General features: G+C 55.7%; 14 protein-coding genes. 1 reads left to right on the top strand and 13 read right to left on the bottom strand.

Features of this window, described 5'->3' with window-relative positions:
- Positions 1–454 precede the first annotated feature (454 nt).
- The 3 genes from JMJ04_RS07855 to ffh all read right to left on the bottom strand — a co-directional run bounded on the left by JMJ04_RS07855 (position 455) and on the right by ffh (position 5,383).
- A complete protein-coding gene (locus JMJ04_RS07855) occupies positions 455–1,522 on the bottom strand; it encodes a DUF6585 family protein (RefSeq protein WP_201369971.1) in 1,068 nt (355 codons plus the stop codon).
- Positions 1,523–1,773: 251 nt separating this feature from the next.
- Positions 1,774–3,501 carry a L,D-transpeptidase family protein gene (locus JMJ04_RS07860; protein WP_236037954.1) on the bottom strand — a complete coding sequence of 576 codons (1,728 nt, stop codon included), beginning with the start codon at positions 3,499–3,501 and terminating at the stop codon, positions 1,774–1,776.
- A 364-nt stretch (positions 3,502–3,865) separates the two neighbouring features.
- The gene (gene ffh / locus JMJ04_RS07865; RefSeq protein WP_420799477.1) at positions 3,866–5,383 is read right to left on the bottom strand and encodes a signal recognition particle protein; all 1,518 of its coding nucleotides are present in this window, start codon (positions 5,381–5,383) and stop codon (positions 3,866–3,868) included.
- 363 nt (positions 5,384–5,746) lie between these two features.
- Here ffh and ubiG point away from each other — a divergent pair, with 363 nt between their 5' ends.
- Positions 5,747–6,487, top strand: coding sequence for a bifunctional 2-polyprenyl-6-hydroxyphenol methylase/3-demethylubiquinol 3-O-methyltransferase UbiG (gene ubiG, locus JMJ04_RS07870; RefSeq protein ID WP_201369974.1), 741 nt, complete (start codon positions 5,747–5,749; stop codon positions 6,485–6,487).
- 47 nt (positions 6,488–6,534) lie between these two features.
- Here ubiG and JMJ04_RS07875 read toward each other — a convergent pair whose 3' ends face one another.
- The 10 genes from JMJ04_RS07875 to JMJ04_RS07920 all read right to left on the bottom strand — a co-directional run bounded on the left by JMJ04_RS07875 (position 6,535) and on the right by JMJ04_RS07920 (position 14,660).
- Positions 6,535–7,116: a helix-turn-helix domain-containing protein gene (locus JMJ04_RS07875; protein WP_236037956.1), complete on the bottom strand. Its 582-nt coding sequence runs from the start codon at positions 7,114–7,116 to the stop codon at positions 6,535–6,537.
- 149 nt (positions 7,117–7,265) lie between these two features.
- Positions 7,266–8,012 carry an RNA polymerase sigma factor gene (locus JMJ04_RS07880; protein WP_201369976.1) on the bottom strand — a complete coding sequence of 249 codons (747 nt, stop codon included), beginning with the start codon at positions 8,010–8,012 and terminating at the stop codon, positions 7,266–7,268.
- A 257-nt stretch (positions 8,013–8,269) separates the two neighbouring features.
- Positions 8,270–9,163, bottom strand: coding sequence for a PfkB family carbohydrate kinase (locus tag JMJ04_RS07885; protein ID WP_201369977.1), 894 nt, complete (start codon positions 9,161–9,163; stop codon positions 8,270–8,272).
- Positions 9,164–9,246: 83 nt separating this feature from the next.
- The gene (gene jag / locus JMJ04_RS07890; protein WP_201369978.1) at positions 9,247–10,200 is read right to left on the bottom strand and encodes an RNA-binding cell elongation regulator Jag/EloR; all 954 of its coding nucleotides are present in this window, start codon (positions 10,198–10,200) and stop codon (positions 9,247–9,249) included.
- A 287-nt stretch (positions 10,201–10,487) separates the two neighbouring features.
- On the bottom strand, positions 10,488–11,555 hold the full coding sequence (locus tag JMJ04_RS07895; protein ID WP_201369979.1) for a YidC/Oxa1 family membrane protein insertase: 1,068 nt from the start codon (positions 11,553–11,555) through the stop codon (positions 10,488–10,490).
- 27 nt (positions 11,556–11,582) lie between these two features.
- Positions 11,583–11,813 carry a membrane protein insertion efficiency factor YidD gene (yidD, locus tag JMJ04_RS07900; RefSeq protein ID WP_007912653.1) on the bottom strand — a complete coding sequence of 77 codons (231 nt, stop codon included), beginning with the start codon at positions 11,811–11,813 and terminating at the stop codon, positions 11,583–11,585.
- Between the two features lie 77 nt (positions 11,814–11,890).
- Entirely contained in the window at positions 11,891–12,349 is a 459-nt protein-coding gene (gene rnpA / locus JMJ04_RS07905; RefSeq protein ID WP_201369980.1) for a ribonuclease P protein component, read from the bottom strand.
- A 28-nt stretch (positions 12,350–12,377) separates the two neighbouring features.
- The gene (gene rpmH, locus JMJ04_RS07910; protein WP_007912655.1) at positions 12,378–12,512 is read right to left on the bottom strand and encodes a 50S ribosomal protein L34; all 135 of its coding nucleotides are present in this window, start codon (positions 12,510–12,512) and stop codon (positions 12,378–12,380) included.
- A 179-nt stretch (positions 12,513–12,691) separates the two neighbouring features.
- A complete protein-coding gene (locus JMJ04_RS47975; protein WP_201369981.1) occupies positions 12,692–13,354 on the bottom strand; it encodes an FHA domain-containing protein in 663 nt (220 codons plus the stop codon).
- A 67-nt stretch (positions 13,355–13,421) separates the two neighbouring features.
- On the bottom strand, positions 13,422–14,660 hold the full coding sequence (locus tag JMJ04_RS07920) for a vWA domain-containing protein (protein WP_007912659.1): 1,239 nt from the start codon (positions 14,658–14,660) through the stop codon (positions 13,422–13,424).
- Positions 14,661–14,714: the final 54 nt, after the last annotated feature.

Consider the following 14,714-nt stretch of genomic DNA (forward strand, 5'->3'; position numbering starts at 1 on the left):
AATGATGGGAACGACATACAGGCCCTGCATAAGAGAAGATACAGGAGTCAATATGCTACCTGTTACGTCCGTAATGTACCAGTTACTGTACGTAGTTACTATGAGCTATCTCACAAAAATAGCGAGATTTTCCCATGCGCATGCGGGCATGGGAAACATAGGCACCACGTTGACGACTTTGCTAGTAAGTTTCGTCCAAACATCCTCATGAAGGTCGCCTCTCTTTCATAGGTGTTCGATTTATCGCGCACAAGTCATTTATCGAGCGAATACAGAAAAACGGGCGTCTTTTTATCCTGTCGGATGCTCCGGTGAGAAGGGCCTCCAAGCCTGAAAGCCACTCCGAAGAAAAGATGCATCTTCAATTCAAGAAAACCTATCACACCATATCACTGCGATAAATCGCCTCACGCGCGATAAATCGGGCGCCTATGGGGGTGGAGGGCGCGGTCGCTCAGGAGTTTGCGTTGAGCAGGATATAGCGAATGACCTCGCGCAACTGCTCCAGGTTGTGTATCTCGCGCAGGGGGAGGGTATACCATTCGCGCGTGTGCTGCTCGCCGTAGCGCGCGATGAGCAGCTCCTGGGGGCCAATGCCGATAGCGCCGATCTCTTCCCAGGCGAGGCAGATGGGGTATGGTAGCTCAAGTTGAATGCCTTGCTGGTCTATTCTTAATCTGCCAAAGGAGAGCGGTTGTCCTGCCTTATAGGCCATAACGTGGGGAGCATGATGCAGGGTATGTTCTTGCCAGGCATGATCGACGAGGCGGCGCAGAATGTCGATATTTGGTAGATTGGCTGTTTTGAGACGAACAAGGGGTTCCTGGGATGTGCGTGTATGTACCAGCACGACTTGCTCATCGATGGTTAAAGCTTGAAATTCCGTCCAGGGCAAGAGGCGCTTGAGTGAGCGAATGGCCAGGCCCTGGCGGCTGACAGCAATCTCATCGAAGGAGACACTTCCACCAGCCCGATAGGCGGTTATGGCACGCGGCAGTAAGCGACGCGTGATCTCGCTTTCCATAAGCGCGCCCAGGAGATCAATATGCTGTAGCTCATTGGTAAAGGTTAGCAGGGATTCATCGCTGCGGCGGATAGTGTAGCGTCGCTTGCCATGCGCGCGCCCATCGCTCTCCTTCCAGAGACGCTCCAGTTGGTCCCAACGCACGGTCTCGATGGTGTCGGCGCTAAAAATAAGCCCCTCGGGACAGAGGTAGACCTGAGGTTGCGCATAAAAATGGGGTGCCAGCAAGACCCAGCCGCCGAAGATAAGCCAGATCAGACCAATCAGCGGAATCAGCAGGGCCTGCCAGAAGGGCCACCAGCTAAAGAGCTGCGGGTAAGCCACGCCGAAGACCAGGAGGATAAGGCAACCGACGAAGAGGGCGGCGAAGCCGGTAAAACGGAAGAAACGAAGCTCCTGGCTCGCCTCAAAGACTTTCTCGGGCGTGCCAAGGCGATAGGCGGTTGCCGCGCCCAGGATATCGAGCGGCACCTGTTTCTGCGAAAGAATCTGGCGCATGTGGGCAGCCTCCATAGGACAGGCAGGGCCAACGCTGGCACAAAGCAGAGCTGCGTGGGGCAACGCTGCTAACCCCCATTCGGGGGCAAGCGCACGCGCTTATATATTATGGTACCTATATTAAGCCAACAAAACGCCAGAAAATGCAAGAGAAAAAAAGATGTGGATGTTGGTTTACCTGGCAGATGCCAGGTAAACCAACATCCACATCCGACTCAGAAGAGGAAGGTAATTCTCTCAGAGTGGAGAGGTTAGTACAGGATGATGCTGGTATTCCAGTCGCTATTATCCATTACCCAGGCGGCCTGGGCGGTTGGCATATTGATGCAGCCGTGAGTACCGTTTCCAGCGCTGCTGTTGCCGGTGGCATCAACATGGGGGAATTGAGTGCCTGGACCGTAGTCGGCGCGCCACCAGGAGTCATGCAGGAAGTAGCCGCCCGCATGATAGCCAATGGCATAGTTGATATGAGTATCATCGTACCAGTACGGTGATCCCTTGGGGAAGGGAGACTTAAATGTAATATTGGTGTCGCGGCTGAGCACCGTCCAGAGACCAGGCAGCGCGGGCAGTTCCTGGCGACCAGCCGTGATGTAGAAAGAGTTGATCAACTGGCCATTGCGGTAGAAGCGGAGGGTCTCTTCAACCATTGAGACCACTACGGCTGTACCTTTTTGTAGTTTGTAGTGATCAAGCAGTTGCAGGTCTGTCTGATGAACCTGGTTGTAGGGAGTCTTGTCTTTGTAGTCGGCCTCCAGCATCTGGTGGTGGAAGATCGCGTTCTGGATATCGTTCAGGGCAGTCTGATAATCGGCTATCGTCGATGCATTGGCGAGTTCCGCATCCAGGTCGCTACCGATACCCTGATCCATATAGCCAACATTGAGGTAGTAGGCGCCAGAGACCATGTGCGCGTTGCCCCAATTCTTGACCTCATTATGGAACTGCTGGAGCAACTGGCGGGCCTGCGCCATAATCAGATCCTTCTGCATCGCATTCAGATCGTTATCAATCTGCTTGCTAAAGGCCTTGTAGTCGTCGAGCGTTTTGGTCTTCTGCTGGAGATCGCGAGCGGAGGCCAGAAGTTTCTCATAGTTGCTGACGTTGATGCCACTGCTTTTGAGCTGATTGATCTTCGTCTCCAGGTCATCTACCTTGGCCTTAGCGATAATGGGAATATCCTGTTTGAAGTCCGTCGCGGCCTGCTGGTACTGGATATCAATCTTCTTATCGATTTGTTTGAGATCGTCGGGTTTGGTGGCTTTGGCCATCTCTTTCTGATCGCTGTCATACTGGTTTTTGAGCGTGGTCACGTCTACCTTGCCCGCAGTCATCAGGTCAATTGTGCTCTTGAGCGTGGCGAGTTTGTCGCTGGTCGCAGGCATCATATTCAAGGTCTGGATGGCATTGCCGGTCGCGTCACTCACCACGAGGTAATCTTTGGGATATTGCGCGCTCTTCATCTTCTCCAGGTTTTGGGTATACACCTGTTGAAGCGTATCAGTGGGATAGCCCTTAGCGCGTTGTTGGGCCAGCGTAATCTGAAGCTTTTGCAGATTATCCTGGGCCTGGTTATCGGTACGCTCGGTCGTCGTATCGATCACGCCCTGGAGTTGGAGATACAGTTGATCATAGCTATGGGCAGCATTTGTGTAATATGCATCGACCAGTTGCGCATTGAAGGGATTCCAGGGGGCGGAAGAGTTATCCAGGTTCTGTTTCTGGGTAAGAATGGGATGTAGAGTAGTTGAGGGGACACCAATATCCTGAGCATGTTTGAGAAGTTGCGTCAGTTTAGTGAGGCTCTGATCTTTTTCTTGCTGTACGCGTGGGTCCGCGCCACATGCGCTGATCAGTGGGAGCAGCGCACTGAGGAGCAGGGTCAGCAGAATCATTTGTGCCAGGCGTTTAGTACGCGCCTGCCTGCGGGCAAATGTGGCCTGGCGAGCCACATGAGAGGGCGGGACGGGTGCTGGCATGTGAGTCATTCCTTTGTGTCGCACTATTGGTTGCATCGGGCATATCCTTGCTTTGAATCAATGCATTGGTATAGACAGAAAAGGGCAGGGTATATTGAGCTTCATTTAAGTATTTTTATTTACTGATATAGGGTATGGAAGGAGCAAGCTTACATGCTCTGACATAAGAGACGTTGGACATGTAAACTTTTCGCGCGCCTGGTACCTTTGGATATTTCTATCCTTCTATATATTACATCGCAGGATATATAAAAATGCAACGCCGAACAAGGGAATTTTGTCTCATGCAAAAAAAGAGAGCATGTACAATCCAGGCATATGCCTGGATTGTACATGCTCTCTTTTTTTGCATGAGTTTATGAGTTTAGCGGCCGCGACCACCGCGAGATTTCTGCTTCTTGCGCTTCTCTTTACGGGCGGCTTTGCCAGTTTTCTTGCCACGTGGCAGACCGGGCATGCCTTGCATATTGGAGAGGCCATCCATACCAGGGAAGCCACCCAGGCCATCGGGGAGGCCGGGCATACCCTGGCCACCGGCACCAGCATACTGACGCATCATCTGGCCCCAGGGTCCCTTACCGGAGGAGACCTGGCGGATCATGGTACGCATCTCAGTAAACTGCTTGAGCAACTGGTTCAGTTCCTCGACCTTGGTGCCGCTACCCATGGCGATACGCTTGCGGCGGCTGCCATTGATGATGTCGGGATTGCGGCGCTCCTCTTTGGTCATGGAGAGGATCATGGCCTCGACGTACTTCAACTGATCGCCTTCAAGCGCCTCCTCCATCTCAGGCGTGGAGGCCAGCTTATTGAAGCCGGGCAGCATCTCCATGATCTGGCGCAGGGGCCCCATCTTCTTTAAGCGATGCATGGCAGTCAGGAAGTCTTCGAGATCAAACTTGCCCTGTTGCAGCTTCTGCTGGGATTGCAGAGCCTCTTCTTCGTCGATGGCATCGCGGGCCTGGTCAATCAGGGTGAGCACGTCACCCATACCCAGGATACGCTGGGCCAGGCGGTCGGGATAGAAGGGCTGAATGGCATCCATCTTCTCGCCCAGAGCCATGAATTTGACCGGCACACTGGTGACGGTGCGAATGGAGAGCGCGGCACCACCACGGGCGTCGCCATCCATCTTAGTCAGGACCATGCCGGTTAGCGAGACGGCATCGTTAAAGTCCTTCGCGACGCGTACGGCCTCCTGACCGGTCATAGCATCGGCGACCAGCAGGACCTCGCGTGGGTGCACGCGCTCGCGGATATTGACTACCTCTTGCATCATGCGTTCATCGATGTTCAAGCGGCCGGCCGTGTCGAGAATGACCACGTTGCAGGCTTGCTCGCGAGCATAGTCTAACGAATGCACGCAGATATCAACGGGATCAGAGCCCATCGGTTCCGAATAGACCGGGACCTGAATCTGCTTACCGAGCGTCTTGAGCTGATTGACCGCAGCGGGGCGGTACATGTCGGCCGCCACCAGCAGGGGGCGTGAGCCGTTCTGTTTGCGCAGGTAGTTAGCCAGTTTGGCCGCCGAGGTGGTTTTACCCGAACCCTGCAAGCCTACGAGCATGATGATGGCGGGATTCCCGTTGGTATCGAGTTTATTGCTTTCGCCAGTGCCGCCAAGCACCTCGACCAGTTCATCATGAACAATCGAGAGTACCTGCTGTGCGGGCGAGAGACTTCCCATCACATCTGCGCCGATGGCTTTCTCCTTGACCCGGTCGACGAACTGCCGTGCGACTTTTAAGTTGACATCCGCCTCGATGAGGGCGATGCGAACCTCGCGGAGGGCGGAGTTGACGTCTTCTTCCGTCAGTTTGCCCCGCCCTTCAAGGTTTTGAAAGATGCCCTCGAGGCGTTTGGTTAAGCTTTCAAACATTGCCATATTGTATTACGCGTTCCTCTCTCCGCCGAGCAGATAATGCCTATCTTTAATTGGTGACTATTATATCATGTTTCATCACAGAGGTAAGTACGAAGTTTTTTCGCGCCTGCGGCGCTCAGGGTCAGGTGGTATGGGCATATGGCGCGGTATTCGTCGCGCCATATGCCCATACCACCTGACCACTAGTAAACTTGCGAGCAAGGTGTCCACTATCTTCAGTGTATATTATCGTCACTTTGATGGTTGTCTACAAGGCTTTTGTATGCATTTCATCTAATCACAAGAGAACACAAAACAGTTACGTTTATTTCTATGCTAGAATGAGAAGAGATTATTTTTTGCGAGCAGAGGGGGCCTATGCGATTTCTGACTGCTAAAGGGGCGCCCAGGTTGGCGCAGGATGAGATATTTTCAACGTATAACTGGTGGGACAAGAGTTGTCTGCTCTTTCAGATTACGGAGGAGCGCTGTGACTATATTGAGGAGCGGGTGGAGCGTGTTTTTGGGCGGGAGGCGTTGCCACAGCAGGAGGTGCTGGAGGTAGGGTGTGGAGGGGGCTTGATCTGCGCGAGCCTAGCGCGGCGAGGCGCGGTCACCTTTGGGATTGATCCATCAATTCAGGCATTGGAGGTCGCACGCGCAAAGGTACAGCAAGCGGGATTGGGGCAGCAGGCCTTTTTTGCGCAGGGCTACGCCGAGCGGCTCCCCTATGCCAGTGGGAGCTTTTCCGTGATTGTGTGCCTGGATGTTCTGGAGCATGTCCAGGATCTGGACGCGACAATCCACGAGATCGCACGAGTTCTGGCGCCCGGAGGCATCTTTATCTTTGATACCATCAATCGCACACTCCTGGCCCGCCTGGCCTTGATCTGGATTGGCGAGCGCTTCTTCCATGAGCATGGCCTGGTTCCAGGGTTACATGACTACCAGCATTTTATCAAACCACGAGAGCTTCACGCGACACTGACCAGGCACCAGCTAGTGGTGCGCGAGATGGTTGGCTTCACACCCCGTCTCGTCAAAGGGCGCCTGACGCTGGGTGTGGGTGGGCCAAGGCTCGTTTCTTATGTTGGCTACGCGACAAAGGGACGAAACTAAAGGGCAAGGATCATACGGCACGAAAGACGAACAGTGCACAGGCTAGCCTACTGCTCCAGCCAGAAGGCCTGGTCTTCGCTTGACATGTTACTGCGCGCGATGGCCTCGGCGAAGCTCTGTTTCTGTGGTCCCTGTTCCTGCTTGCGTGCGGCTTGAGAGGTCTGGCGGCGATTATAGGTTAGCGCGGGCTGGCTATTGTCCAGCAGCGTGGCGAACTGATCGAGTGAGAGCTGGAAGTAGCCCGCGAGACGCTCTAGCTGGCGCTGGCTCAGGCTTGCGGCCTCGATGGCGCCCGCCTCAAACTTATTCCAGACATCGACCGAGAGGCGCAAGGCCCTGGCCACATCGACCTTTTTGAGATTGCGGCTCTTGCGTAGCTCAACGAGGGTCACAGTCTCAACCTGCGGGGCGAGGACGCGCTGGAGCGCGCTTTGCAGGGCGCGCTGCGTTAATGGCAGAATAGTCGCGTTCTCCTCTAGCTCCTCGGCGGTGGTGACATAATAGCCAGCGATAAAGTCAGCCAGTTCGGCCTGTGCTGTGGGATGATCGCGCAGGATTTGTAGCTGTGTCTGCGCATCACCTGCCTCCCTGGCGGCCAGCCAGGCCATTTTGAGTTCTTGTATTGACATGCTCATCGTGAGTGCTCCTTTCGTGCCTCAACCCATTTTATCTTCTCCAGTGCATTCTTAAGAAAAGAGTTTGGAAAAAGCGGGGACACCCCGCGCCCCGGCAGGGGAGACCCCTGCACCCCCTTTTTCTGCACTGGAAACCTGGATAGTTATTGCTGTGAAATCATGGGTGGATATGAATGCTGGCCCTCGTGCGCGATACATTCGCGCAGATAGCTGCGAGCGCGCTCATAGCGTAGACGGACGGTGCGCTCGGTACGCTTACAGACAACGGCGATATCGTCCCATTTCATGCCCTCCAGGACGCGCAGGACCATAATCATGCGGTCCAGAGGGTCATTCAGGTAGGTTAAAATACGCTTACTCTCATCGTTGGCGTGTAGCACCTCGTACTGGTCCTGTGGATCAGCCACGTCGGAGCTGGGCATGTTCTCGTCATCCGGCGAGGCTGAGCGCAGGGATTCTACCAGGGCGCGTGGCACATGCTGGGGTCGGCCGGCAGGTCGCCCCTCGTCATCGCGGCGATAGTAGAGGCCCTCCTGGCGTAGCACGCGGTTAAACTCGTCGACGCAGAGACAGCGTAGATAATGGACAAAGTTCTGGGTAATAAATACCTCTTTTGGATTGAGAGCCTCGCGTAGCAGGTGCTCGCTCATATTCGAGATGACCTCCTCGCGTAGCTCTGGGCGATGGCGCAAGCCCTGAGAGTGGCGCTGAAAGAAGGGGGCGCAGCGTTGAAGCAACACCTCTGCCAGCATGCTCACTCCCGGTGTATCGCCAGCGCGTTGGCGCGCGCGTATATTTTGGACCAGCTCGATCTCGCTGATTTCGTAGCGTCCCTCCGGAGTGCGACGCCGCAAACGCTCTTGAAGCGTGGGATCATTTAGATCGATCATATTCTCCCTCTACTTCGTAATCCTGGTCAGGCTAGCACGTAACCAGGTGTATCTATCCCTCTATTCCTCTCGCCCTACAAAAAACGGAAATGTTTCTGGCTGTTTGGTTATAAGTGGTCTGGTATGCCCTGGCGGCCTTCGGTCGCCAGGGCATACCAGACCACCTTACCCGGTTCTTACCCGGATAAATGCTTTGTGCTTCATGCTGTATTGTACTTGTATTGCTAGCATGAGCACAAGCGTATATAGGAGCAAATTTACGAGAGGGGGCGCAGGCGCTGGGCAACCTGGGCGGGGGTGGGGATGCCGCTGATACCGGGCTGCTCAACGGAGAAGGAGGCAGCGCAGTTGGCGAAGTTGGTGGCCTGGGCGGGATCGCCATGCTGGTAGAGGTGGGCGAGGAAGGAGGCGGCGAAGACGTCACCCGCGCCGGTGGGATCGACCTCGTGGGCGGGATAGGCCGGAAAACTGGCGGGAACGCCCTGCTGATAGAGAGTGGCGCCGTGGCGACCATCGGTGGCGACGAGCAGGGGAACACGCTTGCTCCAGGCGTTAAGAATGGCGTCGGCCTCGGTGCGGCTACCATTGGCAAAGGGGAGCAGATCATCGTGGCTGAGGATCAGCACATCGAGCTGGGGGAGCACCTGCTCGGCATCGAGCCAGGGCGTGGGCCAGACGCGCCCATCGGCATCCCAGCGGCGCAGCCAGCCCTGGGGCGTGGCGGCCAGGATGCGACCGGGTCGGCGTGGAAAGACTGAGAGGATCTGGGGTGTCAGTTCTTGCGCCAGAGGTCCCAGGAGCACGACCGGGAGGTCGCGCCAGGCGGTGGGAATATGATCGGGCTGGATAGTGCTGGCGCGGGCGCGTAAATACTGGGTGCGGAAGCCCTGGGCATACACATTGACGAACGCAGATGTCTCGGTGGAGAGGATGGCTTGAACGGGGATGGCGGGCGAGAGGAGCGAGGGGAGGCAAGAGAGGAGATCGGCATCGGCCGAAGTCACGATAGTGGGAACTAGTCCCAGGCGATAGGCGGCCAGGGCGGCAAAAGTAACGGTGCCACCGAGTGAGAAGGTACCATCGGGATGCAGATCTTTAGTGACGTGGCCGATGGTGAGAAAGTTGGGTGAGGCAGAGTAGGCGTCCAGCATGAGAGAATGTTGTGGGGCAATTCCATCCAGAGAATCGCCCCGCTCCTTTTTTCAAATAGGTTATGGGAGAGATGGTATATGTATTAGCGACCAGGACGCTTCAGTGAGATGACCACGCGGCGCGCGTCGCCCTCACCGATGCTCTCGGTACTGATATCACCACTCTCAGAGAGAGCCAGATGAACGATACGGCGTTCATGAGGTGGCATCGCTTCAAGCGCGATTGAGCGGCGATAGTTGCGCACCTGCTGAGCCACGCGCTGGGCCAGGGAGCGCAGATTCTCTTCGCGGCGCATACGATAGTTCTCAGCATCAATGATGATGCGCATCCGATGATGTGTGCGATGGCTCACGATCAGGTTCACCAGCAGTTGGAGCGCAGCCAGGGTCTCGCCACGGCGGCCGATGAGCAATCCAAGATTCTCATGCATGCCATGAATGTTAAGGGTCAGCGGGCTGGTTGAGCGGACCTGGACCGTGGCGCGAATATTCAAGTGGCGCAAGATGTTCTGGAGCACATCCACCGTGATCTCGATATCTTCGCGCGAAGGTTTCTCAACGAGTGGGAGGGCGCCAGCCGGCTGCTCGGTGGCTTCCGTCTCGGATTCAGAGGCGATTGCCGCAGCAGCGGTCAGGGCAGGGAAGGTATCGGCGGAAATGAAGGGCGTCACATCCTCGTCCTCGCCGCCTTCCTCCTCCTCCTCTTCTTCCTCATAGGCCTCGTCGACATACTCCTCCTCGTCCTCTTCTTCTTCCTCCTCCTCATCCTCGTAGAAATCGACATCGCCCAGTTCGTCGTCGGAACCAAGAATGGCATCGGCCATCTCGGGAGTAATGACCGCGCCTCCAAGCGCGCCAGAAGTGGAAGGGCGGACCGTCACGCGGACGAGGGCCTCCTTGCTTCCCAGGCCAAAGGTACCACGAGCAGGTTCTTGAAGCACAGCAATATCAACCTCGTCGCGACGGCGATTGAGATGCGTCAGGGCCTTCTGAACGGCTTCATCTATGCTTTTACCACTAGCCTCTATACTTTCCACAGTTTCCTTGCCTCCCTAAATGCGTCGGTAAGAACTTCACAAGTAATAGATTACAACCTACCTCATAACAAGAGTTTGTGCTAAAGGGCACAACTCTTGACGAGTCAGCCCCTCCCTGTCTCTTCACGCTTGCGGCGTTCAGGGGCAAGGGGTATGGGTGTACCAGGCAGGTCACGACCCGCCTGGCACACCCATACCCCTTACCCAGATGGCTCGCGAAGGAGCCACCGGGTGTGAAGAGCAGCCTTAGCCAAACCCTCAAGGAGGTAGGCTGCAATCGATCAAGCTTAGCCTCGCGAACGTTGAGCGCTACCGCGGCGACGAGCAGAGGCACTGCTATTGCGCGAGCGACGGCGCTGCTGTTGCGTTGTTGATGATCCAGAACGATTATTTCCAGTGCGCATCTGGCTCGCGACAGGACCACTAGCGGATTCCTCGTCCTCATCAGAGGCGCTATCGGCCTCAATGATATTGGAGCGGCGCAGGAGATCTTTCTCACGCTGCTTCTTGCCTTCGCTTGCGAGTGTGCTTTCAACCACGGCGGGCGCCACCTTGGGATCATTCGCGAACTTGGGCGTGGTCAGCAGGGAACCCCAGCCGGTGACAAAGTACTGCTGTACCGCCTGGAAGATCGAGGAGATCGTCCAGTACAGGGCCAGGCCAGCGGGGAAGGTCCAACCAATGAAGATGGTCACAAAGGGCATCACATACTGCATGGTCTGCATGGACTGGACCATAGGATCAGGCGTATTTTTATCTTTGTTTTTGTTCGCCTGAGCGTTGCGCGGCTGAGCCATGCGCAGGGAGACGAAGGTGGCCAGACCAGCCAGGATCGGCAGGATATGCGTAGGATCGGGCTGCCCCAGCGAGATGTACCAGTGCGGATTGAGGAACTCGAACCAGCGCAGGTTGATGTCGGGTATATGTGTGAAGGGCGCGATAAAAGAGTACAGATGATCGTTGAGCGTTTTAGTAGTCAGATGCTGATCACGCAAGATGTTGCCCACAGCAAAGTAGAGGCCGTAGAGCACAGGGAGCTGGATCACGAGTGGCAGGCAGCCTGCCAGCGGTTTCACACCATACTCTTTGTACAGCTGATTCATGGCCAGGGACTGTGACTGAACATCGCCGGGGTGTTTCTTCTTAATCTCGGCGATCTTAGGCTGAAGTACCTGCATGGCCTTAGAGGAGCGCAGCTGCTGAAGAGTGAGTGGGAAGAGTAAAAGCTTGATAAGGACGGTAAGAACGATGATGGCAAGGCCAAAATCACCGAAGAGGCGGTAGAGCACCACCAGGCCGTTGAAGATGGGGTATGAAAAGATTATGTTAAAGAGATTACCGATAGCTCCAAACACGAGAATTTCTCCTGCGTTCCTCTCCTTCTACTTTCCCGGCCAGGTCTCTGGCACGGGATCGTAGGAATCACCGTGATAAAAGGGTTGGCAGCGCCCGATGCGCTTCGCTGTAAGCCAGCCGCCACGGAAGAAGCCGAAACGATCAATTGCCTCGTATCCATATTGGGAACACGAGGGTGTAAAACGGCACGAAGGCGGCATCACTACCGACAGAGTGCGCTGATACAAGCGAATTAAGCCAAGTGCGATATATTTCACAATGACTGGATACCTTTACCAACGGTCAGGCTTCTTATGCGAAAACCAACGCCACTGTTGTGGCTAGCGCTTCGCGCTCAGGTTTCCTGGGAGGCACTAAGCCTTGTATCGTCTACCACGGGAGCAGGGACCAGGAGCTGAGCCCTACGAAGCAGGAGACGAATGTCCTGTTTCAACGTAGAAAGATCGGCAACGATAACGCGTTTGCCTGTACGAGCGTCAGTGCCCACCAACTGGTGGCGCGCAGTGAGAACGAGATCATATCCCGGAGGAATTTCGTGCCAGAGCGATCTGACCGCCTCGGAGAGCAAGCGTTTAATAGTGTTACGGGTGGTCGCGTTCTTGGATATGCGTTTGCTTACCACGAACCCCACCCTGGTAATTGCGACATTAGATTCTAAATCGGATTCCAAACGTGATTCTGGATGTGGTGACCAGGCGAGAATAAGCAGCCGAGACGAAACGCTCTGCCTCTGCTGCCTAACCCGCTGAAAGTCACCGTTTTTGCGTAAGCGTTGAGCACGTCGAAGTGCCACTCTGCTAAACCGTCCGTTCTGCGAAAAGCTAGACCGTCAGGCTCCAGCGTCCCTTGGCTCGACGAGCCTTGAGAACGCGGCGCCCATTGCGGGTATGCATGCGCTTCATAAAGCCGTGTTCGCGCTTACGCGGAATGCGCTTGGGTTGCCATGTGCGTTTCATGAACAATCCACCTCCACTTTCAATATCCCGTAGATTATAACGAGTATTATGTATGCTGTCAATTAGCCAGGGCCAAGTGGACCGACGCGACTAAAGTACGCGTCTACATATGCGCGTTCTATATGTAGACGCGTACTTTAGTCGCGTCGTCCACACCGCACATACTATTGCAAGACAGGCTAGGAGGTCTTAAAGCGCAACAGGACACGGCCGAAACGTACCTCGTCATTGTCCTGAAGAGGTGTTGGCGTCTTGCTGGCCAGGCGCTGACGATTCAAGAAGGTGAAATTGGTACTATTCTCGTCCTCAACCATATACTGGCCATTCTCGACAAAGATGCGAGCATGCAAGCGCGAGACACCGCCCTCTTCGCCACCATGTGGGGTGAGATCGACATCGGGATAGATGTTGCTGACTGCGTCTTCGCGACCAACCGTCACATTCTCTTTACCACTCAGATCAAACTCCTGGTTATCGGCCTCAACAATCAGGCGGGCGTGTAGCGCCGCAGGAGCGGAGGCCGGGGAGGCGGGAGCCTGCTGAGGTGGCTCAGAGGGCGCGGAAGGCGCTGGAGGTGGGGTCTGAACAGCAGCGGGCGCACCCTGAAGGCTCGCGCCACAGCTCGAACAGAAGGCCTCACCAGCGGGATTGCTCGCGCCACAGGATGGGCAGGTCTGAGTACCGGTCGCCGTATCGGCGGGAGCAGCAGCGGGTTCCGCCGGAGCGGTCGCGGCCGCAACCGGGGCCACTGTGGGTTCCGCGCTGTTCAGCGGCTCTCCGCATTCATCGCAGAAAGCCGACCCATCTGGATTTTCATGTCCAAGCGAACATCGTACTGACATTGTTATATCCTTCCTCTTCTCTATGTAGTTATCGGCAAGAGTGTGCGCAGGTTAAGTAGTTGCACCTCTATGGCAGCAGGTCATCGAGACGCTGCGTGAGTTTACGTGTCTTATTGCCAATCGACTTCACCTGCTCCTGGGAGATCTGCTGGCCCTGGTTCAATTGCTCAAGGGCCGCCTGTGTCTCCTGATCGAGAACACGGGTCACATTGGGAGCGAGTTTCGTCGTCGCCTTACCGGTCCGCTTGTACTCGTCGAGGACGCGTGTCACCAGGCGATTGGCGTTGGCCTTCTCCGCGTAGTTCATGACCAGCGCGTTGACCTGAGCGGCCTGATTGGCATCGTTGGTGAAGCTGACGGTGATGTTCTGCCGCACGCGCTCGCCAATGACATTGGTGACCGGGACATCATAGGAGAGTTCGGCCTGCGCGATACGGAAGAGGCCAGCCGGGCGAGGATCAATCATCAGCTCGACCAGGACGGACTGGGCCGTATCTTTCTCTAGATCGCCCAGGGGCACCACCACGCGGCGGTCGGAGAGGGCCGAGGGATCGATATCGCGGATAAGCGGCAGGACCCTGACGGCCTTGCGGGGCGAGACGCCCGCGGGCAGGTTCAGCGTGATGACGGCATTACGTACGGCAACAGCCACGGCGCTCTGCACCTGCTGCTCAAAAATGGTCATGGCATCATTTGGTGAGCGGATAAACTCAGCAGGCGTACCACCGCTGAGCTGACCTACATCATCGAGAAGGTTCTCGTCCCAGTCGGCACCGATACCTAGCGGATAGATGGAGATGCCAGCGGCCGCGGCATCACGCGCGAGCTGGCGGCAGCGATCAGTATCACCATAGGTCACGCCATCGGTGAGCAAGATCATGCGGCTCACCGCGTTAGGGATGTTCCAGCGGCGTAGCTCGCCCAGGCTCTGGATCATACCCAGCGACATGGTGGTGCCGCCCGCGTCCTGAATGCGATCAATGGCGGCCTTCATACCAACGGGATCGTTGGCTGGCATCGAGGGAATAATGACCTGAGCAGAATCGTCAAAGATGACGACCGAAATGTAGTCACTTGGCTCCAGACGGTCAATGACCATCTTGACAGCTTCCTTCACATTGCGCAGCTTCGCGCCCTTCATCGAGCCAGAATGGTCGATGACCAGGGAGAAGTTCAAGGGCATACGCACCTGAGCCATAATATCGCTTGGCTTGGCTTCTAGCAGCACATATGCGAGCTGGCTTCCGCCAGTTACTGGCATATATTCTTTCCCTACCTGGGATGTCAGAGTTACCTCTCCGGGCATAGTCTGTCAGCTCCTTTCGCCATCGGCTGGCCCTAGTATATCATATAGAGCCGT

Source organism: Ktedonobacter robiniae (assembly GCF_016587375.1).
GTDB classification, from domain to species: Bacteria; Chloroflexota; Ktedonobacteria; order Ktedonobacterales; family Ktedonobacteraceae; genus Ktedonobacter; species Ktedonobacter robiniae.